Here is a 20,652-nt window from a genome sequence, read left to right as displayed (position 1 = left end):
TGTTTATGTTTTATTTCTACTTTTAACCTATAAATGCTCTTTGTACTTGCCAATTCACATTTTTTAATAACGGTTACTAGAAGCAAATTTGAAGAAGTACTCCTTCTTTTGACTTGAGAGAAAGAACATCCTTCAAATTTACTTTTATTCATTTCCGTATTTTTCCCATGTCCTATATGACAGAATAAAGAGTATGCATCATTCTAAATCATTGATAACATTATTCCTTTCAAAAAAGAAAGCTTAATCATAGTCAGTAGTTAGATTATTAATGCCTAATGCTTCCATCTTCTTAAACTCACTTTGAGGAACCCCCCATAAATTAACGGTTAAACCTTTACTTTGAGCTTTGGCAATCAAGTCTGCTCGACCTAAAACACTTTCATACTTAATAGCTAACCCAGCATTCCCACCAAGATTGCTAACCTGATCAATCATTTGTTCATCTAAAGTTTTCGCTAGAAACTGAACCTGCGTTTCAGGAAGACGCTTTTTCATTTCGACCAAATTCGTAAAATCAAATGAAATGATTATAGCCTTATTCGTTATACCAAATGAACTAATTATATTGGCTAAATCATCGTAATCACTTGGTTCAAGATTTTTAGCTTTCATTTCGATAAACGGAATACTTTTTTTACTACTCATAATTGTAAGAAACTCTTCCAATGTTGGAATAATTAATTGTTCTTGAGAATATTTTTCTTTATTGGATCCTTGATCGATGCGCAAAGCCCTTATTTGATCTAATGTTAAATCACTTATTTTTCCTTTTCCATTTGTCATGCGGTCAACTGTCTTGTCATGCATGATGACCCATTTTTTATCTTTAGTAAGCCAAATATCTGTCTCGATCCCCCAACTATCCGATTGCTGAAAAGAAGGGATTGAATTTTCAGGTGCCACCTTGTGATTGCCACGATGTGCGACATAACGAATATCATCCATCATTTCACTAATTTCTATATTCTCAGCAGAAATGTATCCTTCAGTCGTTCGATACACTTTTTTGTCAGAGTTAAAGACGATTCCTTTGACGTAGGCCATGCTATTCGCTGGCAACAGTCCGACAATTTTTGATAAATTTCTATCTTTAAAAAGAGATGTTTCTTGCATAAGCCGAATTCGAACAGGACGTCTAAGCGCAATTTCTACTGTACCTGCGTCACATTTAGCTTTTAAACCATTCTTAGCAATTAGTTCTGCATTTGCGTGATAAAGTCCATTCCTATAATCAAAGTCTTCATAATCAACGTGAACTTTATAAGAATTATCAGCTTGTCGGATTCCTTCGTATATTTTTTTATCACTTTGATCTTCTTTTGACCAAACTGGAACGTTTATTTTTTCGATATCAGCGATGCTTTTCGTTCTCACCTTTACATCGAACTGACCTTTCCCAATTTGAGCATTATCTACTTCAGCTTCTATTGTTGGTTGATCAACGTTAAATTCACCAAAATCAGCTAGTTCCGTTTTTCCATTTTCTTTGGTTATTAGGATTTTTATCTGATAACGTCCAGCTTCTTGGTGTTTTTTTACTAAAATATCCGATTCCCATGTGCTACTTTTAGGATAATAAACCCCTTGGTATACTTGTAAATCATTCGATCCGTTTAACTCCCCAAATGCTGGAAATTCAACTTTTGCTATATGCTTCACACTTGATAAATCAGCTTTTACTCGATATACAGTCTGTTTATTATCCATATTCACTAGCCGAAAAATAGGCCTTGTTGCCGGGTATTTCACTCCATCGTTTTTTATTTTAGCGTTGATCTCTAAGTCTTCAAATTCAGGATTTACATGATTGTCTTTCTGGAGGCTACCCTCTTTAAAAAATTTAGTAGCGGTCATGTCGAAGCTTACTGGTGAAACGCGATAACCATCATAAGAGGGATTAGAGTTATCTTGATAATCAATAGTGATATAAAACCAAATGAAAACAGCGGCTCCTCCTGATATAAGAGCTATAAATAAAGTCAGAAGACTAAAAATTCTACTTTTTTTTACATCTTTTTCTTTTTTCTTCATATATTTCCCCTTGAAATAACATTACTTTTCATTTAGATAGTGTACTTCTATTATACCAATTTATTTTTACCTGATGTTGGAATAATTCATTTTTTTGTATAAACTTTGTATTTTATTTTTATATCTTGTTAAAAGAATAAACTGCATGAACAGACTCTTAAACAGATGCTGTTATGCAGTTTAATGATTCGTTACTAATGAGCATTCTTCTAAAGCGAGTATTAGTGATTCATTTCTAAAAAATAATCTGCTGTATCTTGTTCATCTTGTTTTAGTTGCACGATTAAATTTTCTGCCCCGTCAAACTTGACTTGATCGCGCAAATAATGATTCCAACGTACTGTTACTTGTTCACCATATATATCTTGATGGAAATCTAAAATATAAACTTCCACTGTCAAGTCACGACCATCACCAAAAGTATCATTATGACCTATAGAGCCCATACCGATGTACCATTTATTTCCGACCTTGATTTTCACAGCATAAACACCGATTCTAGGTAAACGAACCGTACTTTTTACTTTGATATTGGCCGTAGGGAAGCCTAACAAGCGTCCTCGGGCATCCCCGTGAACAACCGTTCCATCTGTTTCATATACATAACCGAGCAATACAGTAACGTCTTCCATTCGTCCTTGTTCCATCAATTCGCGAATCCTTGTAGAGCTAATTTTCGCTCCATCTAATTCTTCCTTGCTTACTGTAACAACCTCAAATCGCTCCTTAGCATAGCCTGGTAAGTGCGCAACATCCGCTATATCTTTAGGTCCATATGTGTAATCAAACCCTGAAACCGCCGCTTTAGCATGTAATCCGACAATATATTGGTCCACAAATTCCTGCGGGGTTAAACAAGCAAACGCTGAAGTAAACTCGATGACATACAAAATATCTACCCCCAGCTTTTCCATCAATTGTTCTTTTTGTTCTAGGGTATTCAAATATTTCATATTTTCAGGTAAAACTTTTTGAAACACAATAGAAGGGTGTTGATTAAATGTCATTACTGCTAATTTTAAGCCTTTTTCTTCCGCAAATGCTTTACCTGTTTCGATTACTTTCTGATGTCCTCGATGAACACCATCAAAAAAACCTAAGACCATCGCAACATCATCTGATGGGATTTGTTCTGGATTATAAGGATGACGAATTGGAATAATTTGCATGATAAAACTTCTTTCTATTAATTATTTCGTAATACTTTACTAGGTTTCAATACATTGAGTTTCGTTGGATGAGCCATATATAAACTCACGACTTGACCTTGATAAAATAAAGCCACTAAGTCTTGAGGCATTTCGCTTAAAGTCAATTCAGCTGGGCTTAATCGCATTCCGTTTTTGACTTTCTGATAAAGTTCATCAGATAAATCGATTCGTTGAAATCGTTCAACAGCCGTTTCAATCGGTAATAGCATGTCATTCAGTTGATTTTGTGTCATTTTTTCCGCTACTTGTGCTAGAGTCAAACATTGCTTAGCCTTTAAGCCACCGCTTGCCGTACGTGTTAAATCGGACATGTGCGCTGGAACGCCTAAAGCAAGACCTGTATCAACTGATAATGTCCTAACATAAGTTCCTTTGCCGCACACTACCCTATAACGCCAACTTTGTGTGCCTTGTACTTGATCAAATGTAGGCTCACTTATTCGATCAAAAGAATAAATCATCGCTTTTCTAACCGGACGTTCCACCTGTTCGCCATTTCGAGCATATTCGTAAAGGCGTTTGCCATTAACTTTTACTGCTGAAAACATCGGCGGAATTTGAGTGATAACACCTGTCATTTGCTCCATAGCGCCATCGATTTCATCGTTTGAAAAAGGGTGTGATAATGTTGTTTTTTCAACAATCTCTCCGCTTGCATCTTCTGTTGTCGTAGAAAAACCAAGAGTAATTTCTCCTTCATATGTCTTACCAGAATCAACCATATATTCAATAACTTTTGTCCCTTTTCCGATGCAAATCGGCAAAACCCCAGATACATCAGGATCTAAAGTACCACCGTGACCAATTTTTTTCGTATGTAAAATTTTCCTTAGTTTAAAAACACAGTCATGACTTGTCATGCCAGTTTCTTTCCATAAAGGTAAAATACCATCCATTTAATCGTTCCTCCAAAATTTAAGTATCAACTGATTTATTATAGCATAGAAGAGAATAGAAATTCATTTAAAAAAAATGGGGTTTTCATAAAACACCTGATTCTCACTTAAATCGTTGCGCCCGTTTCAAGATTATATAGTACTGTGAAACGCTTTAGCCTCAATACAATCTTAAAAAAAAGCGTAAAACAAAACGCTTAGCTAGTTTTGTTTTACGCTCAAGAGTTTATTGTATTAACGTTAAGCAGAGTGTCCTACAATCACATCGCCAGCATAACCAAATCCAACGCGTGTCATACTAGGGTTCATTTCCCAATCTCTGTGTCCTGTTCCAGATGGTGATTGCATGTTTGTCTCATTATACCAAGCCATGATTACGGAGTTACCAGGAGCAAACATGAATGCAATCACTTCGTCTCCTCGATTCCAATGGTCAGATGGGACTTGAAAATTCTGCATCGTTGCTGCTCTTCCACTAGCTGATGCTGCAAGACCAGCATCCCAACTCACTGGATTCAACCCGTTCGCCGTACGTAATGCATTTAAAGCTTGAAATGTTGCGTCAGCTGAAGTTGCTGGTGGTGTTACTGGTTTTTCAGGAGTTTCAGGTAATTCAACATTCCCTTGATTATTTGAATTATTTTCGTTGTTATTCTCCTCAGGCTTACTTGAATTTCCCCCGTTAGATTCTGCTGTCTCTGCTGGAACAGTAGCTGTTTCAGTAGTGCTTTCGCTTTGAGTAGATGGTTTATCTGTTTTTTTAGGTGTCTCGGCTTTTTTTACGTCTTTCTTTTTCGCTTCATTTGCGAGTTGCGTTTTTAACGCTTCTTGTTGCTCTTTTAATAATTTACTTTTTGAGCTTTCCGCACCCGATGTTTCAGAATCTACTTCTGCTTTTAAAACATTCAAGTCTGCTTGTTTTGCAACAAGATTTTGTTTTTCTTTTTCAAGCTGAGTCTTTGCTTTTTCTACATTAGCTAAGTTCGTTTGGATATCTGATTTTTTACTTTCAACCAGTGCTTTATCTACTTTTTGTTGTTTAATTAAATCATTGTTTGCTGTCATAATGGAAGAAATTGCTTGAACTCGTCCGACTGCATCTGTGATTGATTCTGAATTTAAAATCATATCAAGAATTTGAGTTCCTTGTCCGTTAACTTGAACATTTCTTCCTTGTTTTTGAATCGCTTCAGTTCGTTTGTTGATTCGCACGTCTAATGCAGCAATATCTTTTTTTAATTGTTCAGATTCTTTGATTAATGCTGTTTTTTGTTTGTTTAAAGTTATTCCTTCATCAATAATTGAAGAAATTTCATCTTCTAAAGAGGCAATTTGCGCAACTACATCTTTTTGCTTTTCTTTTAATGCTGAAATTTCTTTGTCTTGTTGCTCTATTTTTTTATCAGTTGTCTCTGCTAACGAACTAATCGGTAAGATTGTCCCTGCAACTGTAACCATACTAACTATTAATAATGACAAATTCTTTTTCTTCACTATTAACCCTCCATTTTCTTTAACCATATCTTCACTAAAACTTACACTATAAATAATAGCATAAATCATGTTAATTTAATCGATAAAAATATTACAGTTCTTTTCAATATAGTTACAAAAAGCAGTTCTGTGACAAATTTAATGTAAAAAAAACCGAAAAGGATCACTTCCTTTCGGCTTTTTTACATTATTTTTCTAGTTCCCTTGATTCAATTTACGAATCAACTCATCGATGTGATTCCCATATTGAACCGATTCATCTTTTTCAAAAATCAGTTCCGGTGTTTTGTATAATGTCAACCGTTGTCCTAATTCTTTACGGATCAATCCTTTTGCTTTATCTAATCCTTGTTGCGCTTTTTGGTGATCAGAAGCTAGATCAGATAACAAACTGTAATAAATCGTCGCTTGTTGCAGATCGCCAGTTACTCGAACATCGGTAATTGTAATATCTTGCACACGTGGATCTCTGACACGTTTTCTCAATATATCATTGATTTCACGCATGATTTCTTGACCTACTCGGCGGTCACGATAATTTGCCATACTGTTTCTCCTTCTTTCTTACTTTATTTGGTGTTATTGTTTGATTTCTTCCATAACAAAGCCTTCAATTACATCGTCAACTTTAAGATCATTGAAGTTTTCAACCATCGCACCACATTCAAAGCCAAGTTTCACTTCTTTGGCATCATCTTTGAAGCGTTTCAAGCTAGAAAGTTTGCCTTCAAAGATAACGATTCCGTCACGAATCACACGAACACCACTATCACGACGGATAGAGCCTTCTGTTACGTAACAACCAGCAATCGTTCCAACTTTAGATACTTTGTAAAGTTCACGAACCGTCATTTGACCCGTAATTTTTTCTTCAAATTCTGGATCTAGCATCCCTTTCATTGCTGTTTCGATTTCTTCAATTGCTTTGTAAATGATACGGTGTAAACGGATATCTACTTCTTCTTGATCTGATTGTTGTTTTGCTTGTGGTGTTGGGCGAACGTTAAACCCAATGATAATCGCATTACTTGCTGCGGCAAGTGTTACATCACTTTCGTTGATTGCTCCAACAGCCGAGTGAACGATTTTCACGCGGACACCCGCAACTTCGATTTTTTGTAAGCTTGCTGCAAGAGCTTCCGCGGTCCCTTGTACATCTGCTTTGATAATGACGTTAACATCTTTTAATTCGCCTTCTTTTAGACTTTCAAACAAATTATCTAAGGTTACACGATTAGTAGATGAACGTTGCTCAAGTTGTGCACGTTTGCCACGTTCTTCACCTGCTTGACGCGCTGTTTTTTCATCTTCAAAGACCACGAAACGATCGCCTGCTTGTGGTACATCATTTAATCCAGTAATTTCAACTGGTGTTGCTGGACCTACAGCTTTGTCACGACGTCCAAGATCATTCGTCATAACACGAACACGTCCAAATGTATTCCCAACAACGATTGGGTCCCCAACGCGTAATGAACCTTGCTGAACAAGCAGTGTCGCAACTGGACCTTTCCCTTTATCCAAACGTGCTTCGATTACTGTACCGATTGCGCGTTGTGTTGGGTCTGCTTTTAAATCTTCTACTTCAGCGATCAAAAGAATGTTTTCAAGTAATTCATCAATATTTTGATTGAATTTTGCTGAAATGTTTACGAAGATTGTTTCTCCGCCCCATTCTTCTGGAATCAAACCATGTTCGCTCAATTCTTGTTTTACGTGATCAGGATTAGCACCTGGTTTATCAACTTTGTTTACAGCTACGATAATTGGCACTTCTGCCGCTTTCGCATGGTTGATTGCTTCGACTGTTTGCGGCATTACACCGTCATCTGCTGCAACGACCAAGATTGTAATATCTGTTATACCTGCTCCACGCGCACGCATACTCGTAAAGGCAGCATGTCCTGGTGTATCTAAGAATGTAATTGGTTTTCCATCAATATCGATTTGGTAGGCACCGATGTGTTGAGTGATACCGCCCGCTTCACCTGAGGTTACACGCGAATTACGTAACGTATCAAGCAATGTTGTTTTACCATGGTCAACGTGTCCCATGATTGTTACAACCGGAGGACGTGTCACAAGATTTTCTTCAACTAGTGCTTCTGGTTCGAAGAATTTATCGATATCTGCGACATCAACTTGAACTTTTTCTTGTGGTTCCATTCCGTAATCTACTGCCAACAATTCAATCGTTTCTTTATCTAGGGATTGGTTTTGATTGACCATGACACCCATCATAAATAGTTTTTTGATGATCTCAGCTGGCTCACGGTGAATTTTCTTCGCGATATCTGCTACGTTCATTCCTTCTGTGTATTCTAGTACATCAGGCAATTCACGGAATTTACGTGCTGGAACTGCTGGTTTTGTTGATTCTTGGTATTTGCCTTTTTTGCCTTTTTTATTGAATCTATTACGGTTTTGGTTATTGTAACCATTACGGTTACGGTTTTGACCGCCGCCTCCACCGAAACTATTGTTGCGGTTTCCAGTGTTCGTATTGTTTCGGTTTTGATTTCCTTGCGTGTTGCTGTTATTTTGTCCTTGTTGTGGACGATTTTGTTGACCTGATTGTGTTGCAGCAGGACGGTTTTGGTTAGTGTTTTGAGTATTTCCTTGCGTGCTGCGGTTTTGTGTATTGTTACGATTTTGGTTGTTTTGTTGCGGACGATTTTGCTGTCCTTGATTCGTACGGTTTTGAGTCATATTTTGGCTGCTTCCTTGCATGTTTCGATTTTTGTTGTTACGGTTTTGATTATTTTGTTGTCCTGGACGATTTTGGTTATTTTGCTGTGGACGATTTTGTTGTCCATTTGGTTGTTGCGGTCTAGTTTGATTTTGGTTTGGTCTATTTCCATTTTGGTTAGCTGGCTTTTGATTTGCTGGTTTTGTTTGCCCTTGACCACTTTGCGCTTGTGGTTTCGCAGCGGGTTTTTGTTGTGTATTTGCAGGTTTATTTCCTCCAAATGAGTTGCGAAGCTTTGATTCGTCCTCAGAAGAAATTGCGCCCATATGGTTTTTCACATCCATACCTAGAGCATGTGCTTTTTCGACAACATCTTTACTCGATTGATTCATCTCTTTTGCTAGTTCATAAATTCTTTTTTTCCCCATGCAATCACCTTCCTAACCTTTGATTAGTTCCTTGAATTTCGTCGCAAAGCCCTGATCATTGATTCCAATCACCATACGCGTTCTACCGATTGCGTGACTTAATTCTGAATGTAAAAACGACTCACTGCAAGGAACGTTATAATAAGAACATTTGTCCTTGATTTTTTTTCTTGTATTCTCACTAGCATCGCCAGCAACAAAAACGAATTTCGCTTTATTACTGCGGATATCACCGATTGTTAACTCTTCACCGGTCACTAGTTTTCCAGCTCTCATAGCCAAACCTAATAAATTCAGTACCTTTTCTTTAGCCATTGCCGAACAACTCATTACGTGCTTTTTGGTGTTCAACATAATCCAATAATTCTTGGTAGAAATCATCTGTCAACTTCGTTTCCAAGACACGGTCTAAAATGTGCTTGTCCCAAGCTTCTTGGACTTCTTTGGGCTCGAGTGAAACGTAAGCCCCTCGTCCAGGCAATTTCCCTGTAGGGTCGATTGCGACTTCGCCATCTTTCGAACGCGTGATTCGAACCAATTCTTTTTTCGGTTTCATTTCGCCTGAAACAACAGATTTACGCATCGGGATTTTTCTTTTTTTCATTTGATTCCCTCCAAATCGTTAAACTTGTTCTTCGTCTTCGGCTGTTTTTTCTTCAAACTCGATATTTTCGTACTCATCAGCTGTTAAATCAGATGCGACAATCGCCTCATCATGTACTTCTTCTTCAGGAGTTTCTTCGTTTTCTGCATGTTCTGCATAGTAACTCTCCATTTCAGATTCAGGTTTGATATCAATTTTAAAGCCAGTCAATTTTGCAGCTAAACGTGCATTTTGTCCTCTTTTACCGATAGCCAGTGATAATTGATAATCTGGAACGACTACAGTACAAGCTTTATTGTTATTCGGGTCGAAAATAACATCTACTACTTGGGCTGGATTCAATGCGTTGCTGATGAAAACTGCTGGGTCTTCACTCCATTCAACGATATCCATATTCTCCCCTTTTAATTCGTTAACGATGGCTTGAACACGTTGGCCTTTTGGTCCTACACATGTCCCAACAGGATCGATATTCGAATCAGTTGAACGAACAGAAACTTTTGAACGATCTCCTGCTTCACGAGCAATGCTCACAATCTCTACTATTCCATCATACACTTCTGGGATTTCTTGTTCAAATAATCGCTTCAATAAATCTGGATGGCTACGGCTTACGAAAACTTGCGGGCCTTTTGAGGTATTTTCAACTCTCGAAACGTAAACTTTAATACGATCATGAGGCTGATAAAACTCGTTTGGCATTTGATCTTGCTTTGATAAAACAGCTTCAATCTTTCCTAAGTTCACATAGATGTAGCGGCGGTCTTGTCTTTCAACGATTCCTTGCATAATGTCATTTTCATACGCACTGAATTCATTATAGATAATGTTTCGTTCTGCTTCTCGAACACGTTGCAAAATAACTTGTTTTGCTGTTTGAGCTGCAATACGACCGAAATCTTTTGGTGTTACTTCAAAACGGATTTTATCACCCATTTCGTATGCTTTATTCACTTCCATCGCTTCTTTTAATGAAACTTCTAGTTGTGAATCAAAGACTTCTTCCGTTACTTCTTTAACAGCATAAACATGGATATTCCCTTTTTTACCGTCAAATTCAACTTCAACGTTTTGGGCTTGTCCATAATGTCTTTTGTATGCGGAAACTAATGCTGCTTCCAATGCATCAATCACAATCTCTTTAGAAATACCTTTTTCAGCTTCTAATGCATCTAGTGCATTTAACATTTCTTTGCTCATTTTTTTATCATTTCCTCCTACTGTCTAAATGAAAGGCGAACGGAGCTGCTCGACTTTTATCAAGTCGCTTATTGCATCTCGTGATAAGTCAAAACTGGAACGTTCTGCTTCGTGTTTTACTCAATTAAAACTGAATTGCTAAACGAGCTTTTGCAATGTTTTTTCGTTCAAATGTATAGTCTTTGACTCTTGTTTTGATTTTGACTGTCAAGGTCAACTGATCTTTGTCTATTGTTTTTAAAATACCTTCAAACTGTTTTTCACCATCGATTGTTTGATAGAGTGAAACATGAATGTATTCTCCAACTGCTTTTTCATAGTCGCTTTCTTTCTTCAACGGACGTTCAGCTCCCGGTGAGGACACTTCCAGGAAGTACGCTTGGGGAATCGGATCAGGATTCATAGCATCAAGCTTTTCATCTAGCTGCTCACTCACAAGTGCACAGTCTAAGATATCAATACCGCCTTCTTTATCAATAAAGACGCGGAGAAACCAGTCTCTTCCTTCCTTGACAAACTCTACTTCTACAAGTTCAAAATTTTGTTTTTCTAAGATTGGTGTGACTAACTCGGTAACAGTTTCCACAACACTACTCAAAATTTTCGCCTCCTTCGAGATTTATGTAACGTACTAGATTTTTAGCAAGCCTGATTCGTATAGCTAAATCATAGAAAGTGTCGATTGATACAACCAGACAACAAAAGTCAAGCAAATCGACGTTTTATCATACTTTCTTTCTATGTTATTCCATTAAAAAGAGTGAGCAGAAATCCGCTCACTCAAACTAGTATCATTACTTATAAGCTATTCTACCATAGATTTTCTGAAAACTCAAATCTACGTTATTACACCGCTATTATCTTTGCTTTATTTTTGTGTTTCACTCAAAGAAACATACTTCACTTTTCCATTCTTTTGTTTTACTATGAATAAGAAGATTTGAAAGGAGCTCCCTATGTCACAAACACAAGTAATCAAAGTAAACAAAGATACAATGAAAAAAATGCATGTCTATTATGAGAAAAAACGTTTAAATAAAACTGTGCCTTACACTGATTTCGTTGCCAGAGTTGGAAATACAACGATTACAGCTTATACCTCTGGTAAAGTCGTATTTCAAGGGGGGGATGCCGAAAAGATAGCAGCAAAATGGGGCAGTTCACTTGAAAGTAAAGGAACAAGTCGATCGACATCAAAAAAAGCAACAGCGTTACCTGCTAATTTCAGTCAACTTTCAGTCTTAGGTAGTGATGAAGTTGGCAATGGTAGTTATTTTGGCCCCGTAACAGTTTGCGCTGCTTACGTCGACAAAACGATGGTGGCAAAACTAAAAGCACTTGGCGTACGAGATTCCAAGGAACTGACTGATCCGCAAATAGTACAACTTTCAGCAGTCATCAAAGAACTGGTTCCTTATAGACTATTGATTGTTGAGCCAGAAAAATACAATCAGATCCAGCCAAAATATAATGCGGTTCATATGAAAGTCGCCTTACATAATCAAGCAATCCATTTATTATTGAACGACATCGCACCAACGAAACCAGACGGTATTTTGATCGATCAATTTACACCTGAAGCCAATTATAAAAAGTATGTACGAAGTGAACAAAATCAAGTCAATGAAAAATTATTCTTCATTACAAAAGGTGAGCAATATCATGTAGCAGTAGCAGCGGCTTCAATCATTAGCCGAGCGGCTTTTTTAGAAGAACTAGATAAAGAATCCAAAGAATTAGGAATGAAAGTTCCTTCTGGTGCGGGCGCTGTTTCTGATAAAGTTGCAGCGAAAGTGTTGGCTAAAGGTGGGATGACATTACTAAGTAAATATGTGAAACTTCATTTTGCAAATACAGAAAAAGCGAAAAAATTGCTTCAAAATGAAAGAGCCTGAGACAGAAGCTTATTTCCCAAGGGATTGCTTCTGCTCTCGCCTTTTATTCGCAACTAGGGTGTGAAACAAAAGTGATTTTTACTTTTGTCCCACACCCTTTCTATTCCGCTTCTTGAATTTCTTTATCTAAATCAGCATAATCAATGGCTGTATGAATAAATGTTTCATCATATTTGGGAAAATGTTGAAATAATGAGTCCATGGGTTCAATCTCAATCACCCCTGATTCCAATTCAAAATCTATCAGGTGTCCGCCAAACGTTTGCTTGTCGTCTATAAAATGCAAATGAAACTCTGCTGCTGCAACACCTTGAAATAGTTCCGGTGTGAAGAAGCCAAGTATAGTGCCAGTAACCATTTCTTTTTCAAACTCAGGCTGTTCTTTGGATACTTCAACCAATCGTTTATAAGGTTTTTGCTGTTTGGGCATCACTCGAATATGGACTGTTTTAAATTTCCCATGAATTTTGATTGCATGAAAAAGGTTTTCGCTCTTTAAATGTTCGCTGATTAATTTATTTGTTTTTGAATAATCTATAGGACCAGCCACTGGAAAAGTGATTGTTGGTTTAAATGTAGTCACAGCTGCATAAGGTGTTTCTTGTTTGCCATCTAGTGCAACCAAGGCCCCATCTTCCCTTCCTTGAAAAGCTTTCCCCTCTAAAATGATTAACTCCCCATCTAAACCGGATAAAGTACCGATCCCAAAATCACCTTTTTTTAAAATATTAGTGATTGTTTCAGTCCCATCCATCAAGCCTGCCATTAAAGCTCCTAAAGTTCCGTGCTGATATAAGACTGTTTCTTTTGTCATTGTTATCACCTTTCTAATAAAATTGATCTGGCAAAATCGTTTCGCCAAGTTTTTCGTTATCTTGGTAATCAATTGGAATATCGATCACAACAGGTCCTTCTGTTTCAATTCCTTTTAAAATTGCTGCTTTTAATTCTTGAACATTCTCAGCGCGTAATCCTTTGGCTCCAAAAGCCTCAGCATATTTCACAAAATCGACGGGTCCAAAGTCCACACCAGAAATTCGATGATATTTAAGTTGCTCTTGAAATTCAACCATGTTATAACGTCCGTCATTCCAAATCAAATGAATGATATTTAATTTTTTTCGGACTGCCGTCTCAAGATCCTGAGCAGAAAACAAAAAGCCACCATCCCCTGAAATTGATAGTATTTGCGTGTTTGGTCGAACCAATGCTGCTGAAATCGCCCAAGGAAGAGCAACACCTAATGTCTGCATCCCATTACTAAAAAGTAAATGTCTCGGCTCATAACTTCTAAAATGACGAGCCATCCAAATATAATGACTCCCTACATCAACAGTGACTGTCATATCGTCTGTTACTATATTTTGCAATGTTTCGATCACTTCTAGAGGGTGAATCAATCCTTTTGTTGTCCTCTCTTTCACATCGTCTCGTTTAACCAGTTTTTCATGCAATAAATCCAAATATCCTATCGCTTTATCAGATAATCCTTTCGCTTCAATACTTGGTAAAAGAACGGTTAATGTCTCAGCAATGTCGCCGATCAGTTCTCGTTCCGGTTGGAAATATTGGTCGATTTCAGCCGGTGTATCATCAATTACTATAATCGCCGAATCTCCTTCTGCATTCCAATTTCTAGCCTCATATTCTATTGGATCATAGCCGACCGCAATCACCAAATCACTGCGTTTTAATAGCATATCACCTGGTTGATTGCGAAACAAACCGATTCGTCCGAAGAAGTGGTCTTCTAATTTTCGAGAAATCACTCCTGCAGCTTGGAACGTTTCAACGACTGGAATGTTCGTTTTCTCAACGATTGCGCGAATTGCCTTTGCTTCTTTATCTGTAGAGGCACGCATCCCGACCAATAACACAGGCAGCTCAGCCGCTTGAATCCGTTGTGAAAGGTAGTCGATATCTTTTGATGAAGCAGAGCCGATTTTCGGATCACTCAATGGTTTTATGCCGACAGATTCTACTGGAGCATCAACTACATCTTGCGGAATACTGATAAAACTAGCTCCTTTTTTTGACGACTTTGCCAATCGATAAGCATTTGCTAAGACTTCAGAAATGGTCTCTGGATCTTGAATTTCTGCACTGTACTTCGTGATTGGCTCGAATAAAGCTGCATTGTTCATACTTTGGTGGGTTAATTTTAATAAGTCTCTTCGTTTTACTTGACCACCGATCGCCAGTACAGGATCGCCTTCTGCTGTAGCCGTTACTAACCCTGTAGCGAGATTACTCGCACCTGGACCACTCGTTGCAACAACTACACCTGGATTTCCAGTCAAGCGACCAACGGCAGCTGCCATAAAGGCTGCATTTTGTTCATGACGCGTTACGATCAATTCTGGGCCATCATCGACTAACGCATTAAACAGACCATCAATCTTTGCTCCTGGAATTCCAAAGACATAATCGACTTGATGATTTTTCAAACTCTCAACAATCACTTCGGCACCATTTCTGCTTTTATCCATTACGTGTTACACCCTTTCTGAAATCATGTTTCATTAAACCAATTCCCTTATACAAAAAAGAATATAAAGAATCTACATTAAGGAAAACCGTATTTTATAGTACAGTTACAAACCCTGTATCAATTTCAATTATAGCATGTTGCCTATTATTTGTTTAATCATTTGATCCCAAAAATAAGAGAACATCGAAACATAAAGGTTCATACTTTCCGATATTCTTTCTAAATCATTAGATAGCAATTATTTGAGGCTATGTTTAAGAAAGAGTAAAGAAAATAGTACGTAGTCATTTTCCACTCTTTTCAACTCGACCGCTATACCCCTCTAGAAAACGGAATTTTCTACTTTAAATAACAAGTATATCCGTTTCAGATCGACATATTATAAAAAAATTAATATTTACTTTATTGACTTTAACGAAGATATTCACTATATTTAGGGCGATCTGAATAACTTGTTAGGTGAGGCTCCTATGGAAACACAGGCTACTGCTCAAAAATGTCGAAAGACAGGAATGGGTAGGACAGGAATTGTCGAATTAAGGCTTTTCACAAAGTAGCTAAAAGCTCTGCTTTTTACGTTTCATAGTGCTAAAACTCAACGATGAGAATGATGAAAAGCTCTTTTTGTGCTGAAATCAATCCACCTTCGCTGAGTTATTCTAAGCGAAGGTTTTTTGTTTTGATAGATAATGTTGACAGAATTTTATTTCCAGGAGGTGGATATACAAATCGAAGGAGAAAACATCTCTTCATTGTGATTTAATGGTTTAGAGATACTTCTTTTAATTTTGACTTACTGTGATTCATTATTTTAGTATAAAGATCTTTTTGTCCCCCATCTAAATCAATTCCTAATGCCAAACTTTATTTGATGATCAATTAAAATGATTAGCGAGGAATAAACTATGAAAACTGGAATAAAATGGTTAATTTGTATAATTCTTTTTGTTCTCTTGATTTTTACAGGAATTGGGAGTTACACCGCAATAAATTTTCATAATGGAAAAAAAATGGCTCAATCCCAAGTGAATAAGAGCAAGAATACTAACTTCTCTGGTGATCAACAGACAAATCTGAAAGAGATCACGATTATGTTAATTGGTGATGACGGTCGTGAAGATGATGAAGATGGCGGACGTGCTGATACATTAATGGTCGCCCACTATAACAGTGAAACAAAACAACCAAAATTAATATCAATCATGAGAGATTCTTATGTGTCAATACCTGGACATGGGTTAGAGAAAATCAATGCTGCTTACGCGTACGGCGGAGCCGAATTAACACGAAAGGTCCTCAATGACTCATTTGGTTTGCCAATCAATTATTATATTTCGGCAGATTTTACTCATTTTGTTCAATTAATCAATGAACTTTATCCAAAAGGGATTGAAATCGATGCAGAAAAAGATATCAACCTAGACAATGTCGACATCAAAAAAGGCAAACAACTCATGGATGGTAACACGTTATTACAGTATGCTCGTTTTCGAATGGATGAAGAGGGCGATTTTGGTCGAGTAAGAAGACAACAACAAGTTATGGACGCACTGGCAAAACAATCTAAAGATGCTGTCTCCTTCTTACAACTTCCGAAAATAGCGGGCGAAGCGGTCGGTTACTTAGATACGAATATCCCCACTGATCTTCTTATAGATTTAGCAAAAGATTTTCTATCAGGCAATGTCAAAACGCTTGAAACTTTATCTGTACCAGTTAAAGGGAGCTGGGCATTTAACGATTATACTGATGCTGGAAGTGTCTTAGAAATAGACGAGAAACAAAATGAAGAAGCTATTCATAGCTTTTTGGATGATGGGGCAGCGAAATGAAACAATCCAAAAGATTCTCTAAGATGCATTATTTAGATTTTTATGTTTTGGTCCCTTATTTTATTTTGTCAATCATAGGTATTTTAATGGTCTATAGTTCAAGTTCCTATCAATTATTAGATAGTGACCTTGGAACGTCGAGTAAAGCAATCAAACAAACGATGTATTTTCTTTTTAGTATCGTGTGTATGAGTTTTGTTTATCGGATTAACTTGTCCGTTCTTCGTAAACCTAAAATGATGTATGTTATTTTGGCGATGACGTTCTTATCTATTGTTGCTTTGCCCTTTATTGGAACAAGTGTTGGTGGTGCTAAGCGCTGGATCAATCTAGGCGTACTTTTGTTTCAACCATCTGAGTTAGTTCCTTTAGTACTCGTTCTTTATTTAGCTGCAAACTTGGCTAAAACAGACACGCTCGTTCCTTTTAGGTTCAAAGATCATAAACGTTCTTTATTTGTGGCTATGTTCTTTATGTTTTTTGTAGCTTTACAACCAAATATTGCTGGAGCGTCAATGATTTTTATCCTTGTTTTAGTCTTGTTTTTATCCAGCGGACTATCTCCTTTATTTATGTCGATAGCTTTAATTGGTTTCGTTGCGATAAAACGTTTAGGAACCGTTCTTTTATTGTCGATTCCAACAAATTGGATGCCTGAAAAATTCGGGTATTTAGTAACTCGTTTCGAAGTGATGCAAAATCCTTTCATTGATCCGACTGGCAAAGGGTTTCAAACGTCAAATGCTTATTATGCCATGCATAATGGTGGTTTTTGGGGCTTAGGTTTAGGCAATAGTATTCAAAAAAAGGGGTTCCTGCCAGCTGCTGATACAGATTTTATTTTTGCCATTTGTATCGAAGAGCTGGGATTGATTGCTTCTTTAGGGATTTTATTTTTAGTATTCTTTATGGTTGCTCGTTTATTTTTACTTGCGATAAGATCAAAAATCCTTTATTACTCCTATCTTTATATTGGTTGTGGGATGTTACTTTTACTTCAAGTATCCGTAAACGTAGGGAGCTTGTTAGGGTTTATCCCTATGACAGGATTGACATTCCCTTTCATCAGTTATGGTGGATCTAGTTTGCTGATATTGAGCATTACACTTGGTATTGCATTGAATGCCCGTGCGACGGAAATGAGAGAAATAGGGAAGCAACAAGGAGAACTGGCATGAGACAAAACGTAAATCCAAATAGTGAACCTGTGAATTATGCGCTTCTTTTACCTGTTTTTCTTTTGATAGTTGTCGGCTTTATTGCCCAGTATGGCGCATTTTATGCAGATCCGTCAGTTGAATCAATTACTCCTTTGATGATAAAACAACTTCTATGGACTATCTTAGGCATTGTGGCAATGTTTATCACGATGTTTATTCCAATTAAATATTTGTGGAAATTTACTCCTACACTTTATGGTTTATCGCTGTTACTAATGAGTTTGCTGATAAAATTTCACGACCCAGTTATGGCCGCCGCAACTGGTACCAAACGTTGGATTCGACTAGGACCACTCTCATTTCAGCCATCAGAATTCATGAAACTTGGCTATATTTTGATGTTGGCCTATGTCGTGACAAGAAGACGGCAGAAGGCCTCAAATCCTTCTACTTTGAAAGAAGATTTCCGATTATTAGGGGAATTATCCCTTGTCAGTCTACCTGTTTTTGCTTTGATGTTTTATCAAAAAGATTTTGGTACAAGTTTAGTATTTATTTCGATATTTCTTGGTGTGGTGCTTGTTTCTGGTTGTTCTTGGAAAATTTTAACGGTTGGATTTGGGATTTTAAGTGTGATTGGTGTTAGCGGTATTTTGTTAGTTTTAACGGAACGAGGCCAAGCTATCCTTTCCTATCTTCATTTTCAGCCCTATCAGTTTAATCGAATCCATGCTTGGCTGAATCCTTTCGAATATGCAGACTCCATTTCATTTCAACAAGCTCGTGGGTTAACTGCTATCGGATCTGGAGAGATGTTGGGAAAAGGACTGACCGATCTACAAATTTATGTTCCTGTTAGAGAGTCCGATATGATTTTCACTGTGATTGGTGAAGCCTATGGTTTTATAGGAACTTGTACCTTGATTTTGCTGTTCTTTTATCTCATTTATCAAATGCTGATCTGTACGCTCAATGCAAAACGAGAGTTTTATGCGTATATTACGACTGGTGTGATTATGTATTTCTTATTTCACATATTAGAAAATATTGGCTCTAATATTGGTTTACTTCCTTTGACTGGGATTCCTTTACCCTTTATTAGTCAAGGTGGTACAGCTTATTTGGCTAATTTTATTGGGGTTGGGTTGATTCTTTCGATGTATTATCAGAAAGAAAAAAACTAGTCTGTTGTTTTAACTCTATAGTGAGAAGTGTACATGATACAAAACAAGGAGGTCGCGATTATGCTCCCTCCTTCTTCTGTTACAATTTAAAATCTATATCATTATAATTTACCCCTTCCTGCGACTTTACATGAATCCCAGAAGCTAATCCTACTTTTATTTTAAGAGTTGTCGCAGATACATTCATTACTCTGATTCTTTCTTTTCCAATAAGGTTCTCTCCTCTAGGTAAATCCTTAGGTATAACAAAATCAATAGTTCCATACGTGCCATATTCCGCAAAAGAACTGTAACGTTGATGACGCCCATTATATAAACCAAATCTGTCAACAACAATTGTTTCAGGTTCACATGATTCAATTTTAAATTTCACTTTAAATTTAGAAGCTAGTTGATTACTAAAAAATCCTCCAACATTAAACTCAACATACTCTCCTACTTTAAGTTCGGCTTCTTGTACAAGTGGCAATGCGCGTACAACAGCATAGTTTAATTTTTCTGTTGGTTTTTCTTCGGCTTTTGCTAAATCAGATAGCCCAAACAACATTTTGCTCGAAACAAAGTTAATACTTAAGTTTGAATCTGAAACGACACAATATTCAGGTGATGGAACTGAATTTTTTGAATTTGTAAACTATTCTGTATCTCCTTTAAAAATAAAAATTGGCTATACTTCAGGCATGCATATCGGCAACAATCCATGTGTTGATTATAATGATATTGATTTTAAATTAAACTAAAACAAATACATTGCTAGCGATCCAATGGTTTGATTCCATCCATTTATCCTTCAATAATAAATATTTAAAATTATCTATCAAAAAAGCTGAACTCTTATCCATCAAGGGTTCAGCTATCTTTTAAACTCTATTCTTCTTCTTCCGCCATGAATGACGATCGTATTTCATAGACTTTTATCTAACGTCATTTAATACTTTTTAAGGAGATAACAAATATACTGTATCAACTAATTTCAAACAATCGAATGTGAGTCGTATTCAATATCGTATTCACCAATTCTCATTAGCGTGGGGCGCTATACATAGAAAACGAACTATTTACAATGATAAATTGATTGCTTATTATTAAGTTGTATAAACTTATACGTAGCTAGATAAAAGAAAGGAGTAAGTTCAATGAACAATCCAAACGTGGACAATGTTTTTTCTAACTGGTTTGAAAACTCGTTACTTAATTTACTTGAAAAGTATTTTGACAAGTTTACTGAACTAGCTGAGGCACGAGTGAATAAACCGAGGTTCATTAAACAAAAAAATGCACTAAAATATTATGACGGTATCAATGCAGCAACGTTGAAAAAGTACGAGTCATTAGGCTTGAAACGTTGCGAACCAATTGAAGGCGGCGTCGTATATTATCAAACATCCGAATTAGATTGATTTATGTTAAGTAATCAAAATTAAAGCAAAATAGGCGTTGCGAGATGTGAAAAGTTGCTGATAATCAGTAGCTTTTTTATTATTTACAACTATTATACAATTTTACTTGTATTTAACAACCGCATTTACTTATT

The 20,652-nt window shown here is 36.8% G+C and carries 18 protein-coding genes and 1 riboswitch; of the genes, 5 read left to right on the top strand and 13 right to left on the bottom strand.

Going from position 1 to position 20,652, the window contains the following annotated elements; genetic code table 11:
- Nucleotides 1-243 precede the first annotated feature (243 nt).
- The 10 genes from IGJ34_RS06710 to rimP form a co-directional block, all read right to left on the bottom strand.
- Nucleotides 244-2,034 carry a glycerophosphodiester phosphodiesterase family protein gene (locus IGJ34_RS06710; protein ID WP_430598422.1) on the bottom strand — a complete coding sequence of 597 codons (1,791 nt, stop codon included), beginning with the start codon at nucleotides 2,032-2,034 and terminating at the stop codon, nucleotides 244-246.
- Nucleotides 2,035-2,255: 221 nt separating this feature from the next.
- On the bottom strand, nucleotides 2,256-3,203 hold the full coding sequence (gene ribF / locus IGJ34_RS06705; protein WP_206833944.1) for a riboflavin biosynthesis protein RibF: 948 nt from the start codon (nucleotides 3,201-3,203) through the stop codon (nucleotides 2,256-2,258).
- A gap of 17 nt (nucleotides 3,204-3,220) precedes the next feature.
- The gene (gene truB / locus IGJ34_RS06700) at nucleotides 3,221-4,141 is read right to left on the bottom strand and encodes a tRNA pseudouridine(55) synthase TruB (RefSeq protein WP_430598421.1); all 921 of its coding nucleotides are present in this window, start codon (nucleotides 4,139-4,141) and stop codon (nucleotides 3,221-3,223) included.
- Nucleotides 4,142-4,381: 240 nt separating this feature from the next.
- Nucleotides 4,382-5,635: a PcsB-like coiled-coil domain-containing protein gene (locus tag IGJ34_RS06695; protein WP_430598420.1), complete on the bottom strand. Its 1,254-nt coding sequence runs from the start codon at nucleotides 5,633-5,635 to the stop codon at nucleotides 4,382-4,384.
- A gap of 195 nt (nucleotides 5,636-5,830) precedes the next feature.
- Complete coding sequence (gene rbfA, locus IGJ34_RS06690; RefSeq protein WP_069652965.1) at nucleotides 5,831-6,181, bottom strand: 30S ribosome-binding factor RbfA; 351 nt, start codon at nucleotides 6,179-6,181, stop codon at nucleotides 5,831-5,833.
- A 33-nt stretch (nucleotides 6,182-6,214) separates the two neighbouring features.
- Nucleotides 6,215-8,752, bottom strand: a complete 2,538-nt coding sequence (infB, locus tag IGJ34_RS06685) for a translation initiation factor IF-2 (protein ID WP_430598418.1) — start codon at nucleotides 8,750-8,752, stop codon at nucleotides 6,215-6,217.
- Between the two features lie 12 nt (nucleotides 8,753-8,764).
- Nucleotides 8,765-9,067: a YlxQ-related RNA-binding protein gene (locus IGJ34_RS06680; RefSeq protein ID WP_069652963.1), complete on the bottom strand. Its 303-nt coding sequence runs from the start codon at nucleotides 9,065-9,067 to the stop codon at nucleotides 8,765-8,767.
- The gene (gene rnpM, locus IGJ34_RS06675) at nucleotides 9,060-9,356 is read right to left on the bottom strand and encodes an RNase P modulator RnpM (RefSeq protein WP_069652962.1); all 297 of its coding nucleotides are present in this window, start codon (nucleotides 9,354-9,356) and stop codon (nucleotides 9,060-9,062) included. The genes IGJ34_RS06680 and rnpM overlap by 8 nt, the downstream gene beginning before the upstream one ends.
- 18 nt (nucleotides 9,357-9,374) lie before the next feature.
- A complete protein-coding gene (nusA, locus tag IGJ34_RS06670) occupies nucleotides 9,375-10,556 on the bottom strand; it encodes a transcription termination factor NusA (protein WP_069652961.1) in 1,182 nt (393 codons plus the stop codon).
- A gap of 124 nt (nucleotides 10,557-10,680) precedes the next feature.
- The gene (gene rimP / locus IGJ34_RS06665) at nucleotides 10,681-11,154 is read right to left on the bottom strand and encodes a ribosome maturation factor RimP (protein WP_206833941.1); all 474 of its coding nucleotides are present in this window, start codon (nucleotides 11,152-11,154) and stop codon (nucleotides 10,681-10,683) included.
- A gap of 358 nt (nucleotides 11,155-11,512) precedes the next feature.
- Between rimP and rnhC the strand changes: the two genes are divergently transcribed.
- The gene (gene rnhC / locus IGJ34_RS06660) at nucleotides 11,513-12,451 is read left to right on the top strand and encodes a ribonuclease HIII (RefSeq protein ID WP_206833940.1); all 939 of its coding nucleotides are present in this window, start codon (nucleotides 11,513-11,515) and stop codon (nucleotides 12,449-12,451) included.
- 100 nt (nucleotides 12,452-12,551) lie between these two features.
- On the opposite strand, the gene budA is transcribed toward rnhC, so the two are convergent.
- Nucleotides 12,552-13,265 carry an acetolactate decarboxylase gene (gene budA / locus IGJ34_RS06655; RefSeq protein WP_430598417.1) on the bottom strand — a complete coding sequence of 238 codons (714 nt, stop codon included), beginning with the start codon at nucleotides 13,263-13,265 and terminating at the stop codon, nucleotides 12,552-12,554.
- A gap of 13 nt (nucleotides 13,266-13,278) precedes the next feature.
- Nucleotides 13,279-14,940, bottom strand: coding sequence for an acetolactate synthase AlsS (gene alsS, locus IGJ34_RS06650; RefSeq protein WP_430598416.1), 1,662 nt, complete (start codon nucleotides 14,938-14,940; stop codon nucleotides 13,279-13,281).
- A gap of 446 nt (nucleotides 14,941-15,386) precedes the next feature.
- Nucleotides 15,387-15,556: riboswitch (M-box (ykoK) riboswitch) on the top strand.
- A 291-nt stretch (nucleotides 15,557-15,847) separates the two neighbouring features.
- Here alsS and IGJ34_RS06645 point away from each other — a divergent pair.
- The 3 genes from IGJ34_RS06645 to IGJ34_RS06635 are packed head-to-tail and all read left to right on the top strand — an operon-like array spanning nucleotide 15,848 to nucleotide 19,118.
- Nucleotides 15,848-16,774, top strand: a complete 927-nt coding sequence (locus tag IGJ34_RS06645; protein ID WP_206833938.1) for an LCP family protein — start codon at nucleotides 15,848-15,850, stop codon at nucleotides 16,772-16,774.
- Complete coding sequence (locus IGJ34_RS06640) at nucleotides 16,771-17,952, top strand: FtsW/RodA/SpoVE family cell cycle protein (protein ID WP_430598415.1); 1,182 nt, start codon at nucleotides 16,771-16,773, stop codon at nucleotides 17,950-17,952. Before IGJ34_RS06645 ends, IGJ34_RS06640 begins: the two co-directional genes overlap by 4 nt.
- Nucleotides 17,949-19,118 carry an FtsW/RodA/SpoVE family cell cycle protein gene (locus IGJ34_RS06635; RefSeq protein ID WP_111247461.1) on the top strand — a complete coding sequence of 390 codons (1,170 nt, stop codon included), beginning with the start codon at nucleotides 17,949-17,951 and terminating at the stop codon, nucleotides 19,116-19,118. The genes IGJ34_RS06640 and IGJ34_RS06635 overlap by 4 nt, the downstream gene beginning before the upstream one ends.
- A 79-nt stretch (nucleotides 19,119-19,197) precedes the next feature.
- On the opposite strand, the gene IGJ34_RS06630 is transcribed toward IGJ34_RS06635, so the two are convergent.
- Nucleotides 19,198-19,665 carry a hypothetical protein gene (locus tag IGJ34_RS06630; RefSeq protein ID WP_430598414.1) on the bottom strand — a complete coding sequence of 156 codons (468 nt, stop codon included), beginning with the start codon at nucleotides 19,663-19,665 and terminating at the stop codon, nucleotides 19,198-19,200.
- A 589-nt stretch (nucleotides 19,666-20,254) separates the two neighbouring features.
- Here IGJ34_RS06630 and IGJ34_RS06625 point away from each other — a divergent pair.
- Nucleotides 20,255-20,518 carry a hypothetical protein gene (locus IGJ34_RS06625; RefSeq protein WP_206833935.1) on the top strand — a complete coding sequence of 88 codons (264 nt, stop codon included), beginning with the start codon at nucleotides 20,255-20,257 and terminating at the stop codon, nucleotides 20,516-20,518.
- The last annotated feature ends 134 nt before the right edge of the window (nucleotides 20,519-20,652 follow it).

Source organism: Enterococcus sp. AZ177 (assembly GCF_050544585.1).
GTDB classification, from domain to species: domain Bacteria; phylum Bacillota; class Bacilli; order Lactobacillales; family Enterococcaceae; genus Enterococcus_L; species Enterococcus_L plantarum.
This window is presented reverse-complemented; position numbering and strand designations above follow the sequence as displayed.

What these genes read in the sequence shown, in the direction of transcription:
- IGJ34_RS06630 (WP_430598414.1), bottom strand. Translation starts at nt 19,665, where the DNA reads ATGTTGTTTGGGCTATCTGATTTAGCAAAAGCCGAAGAAAAACCAACA.
- alsS (WP_430598416.1), bottom strand. Translation starts at nt 14,940, where the DNA reads ATGGATAAAAGCAGAAATGGTGCCGAAGTGATTGTTGAGAGTTTGAAA.
- rnhC (WP_206833940.1), top strand. Translation starts at nt 11,513, where the DNA reads ATGTCACAAACACAAGTAATCAAAGTAAACAAAGATACAATGAAAAAA.
- rbfA (WP_069652965.1), bottom strand. Translation starts at nt 6,181, where the DNA reads ATGGCAAATTATCGTGACCGCCGAGTAGGTCAAGAAATCATGCGTGAA.
- IGJ34_RS06640 (WP_430598415.1), top strand. Translation starts at nt 16,771, where the DNA reads ATGAAACAATCCAAAAGATTCTCTAAGATGCATTATTTAGATTTTTAT.
- IGJ34_RS06635 (WP_111247461.1), top strand. Translation starts at nt 17,949, where the DNA reads ATGAGACAAAACGTAAATCCAAATAGTGAACCTGTGAATTATGCGCTT.
- nusA (WP_069652961.1), bottom strand. Translation starts at nt 10,556, where the DNA reads ATGAGCAAAGAAATGTTAAATGCACTAGATGCATTAGAAGCTGAAAAA.
- infB (WP_430598418.1), bottom strand. Translation starts at nt 8,752, where the DNA reads ATGGGGAAAAAAAGAATTTATGAACTAGCAAAAGAGATGAATCAATCG.
- ribF (WP_206833944.1), bottom strand. Translation starts at nt 3,203, where the DNA reads ATGCAAATTATTCCAATTCGTCATCCTTATAATCCAGAACAAATCCCA.
- rnpM (WP_069652962.1), bottom strand. Translation starts at nt 9,356, where the DNA reads ATGAAAAAAAGAAAAATCCCGATGCGTAAATCTGTTGTTTCAGGCGAA.
- IGJ34_RS06680 (WP_069652963.1), bottom strand. Translation starts at nt 9,067, where the DNA reads ATGGCTAAAGAAAAGGTACTGAATTTATTAGGTTTGGCTATGAGAGCT.
- budA (WP_430598417.1), bottom strand. Translation starts at nt 13,265, where the DNA reads ATGACAAAAGAAACAGTCTTATATCAGCACGGAACTTTAGGAGCTTTA.
- truB (WP_430598421.1), bottom strand. Translation starts at nt 4,141, where the DNA reads ATGGATGGTATTTTACCTTTATGGAAAGAAACTGGCATGACAAGTCAT.
- IGJ34_RS06625 (WP_206833935.1), top strand. Translation starts at nt 20,255, where the DNA reads ATGAACAATCCAAACGTGGACAATGTTTTTTCTAACTGGTTTGAAAAC.
- IGJ34_RS06645 (WP_206833938.1), top strand. Translation starts at nt 15,848, where the DNA reads ATGAAAACTGGAATAAAATGGTTAATTTGTATAATTCTTTTTGTTCTC.
- IGJ34_RS06710 (WP_430598422.1), bottom strand. Translation starts at nt 2,034, where the DNA reads ATGAAGAAAAAAGAAAAAGATGTAAAAAAAAGTAGAATTTTTAGTCTT.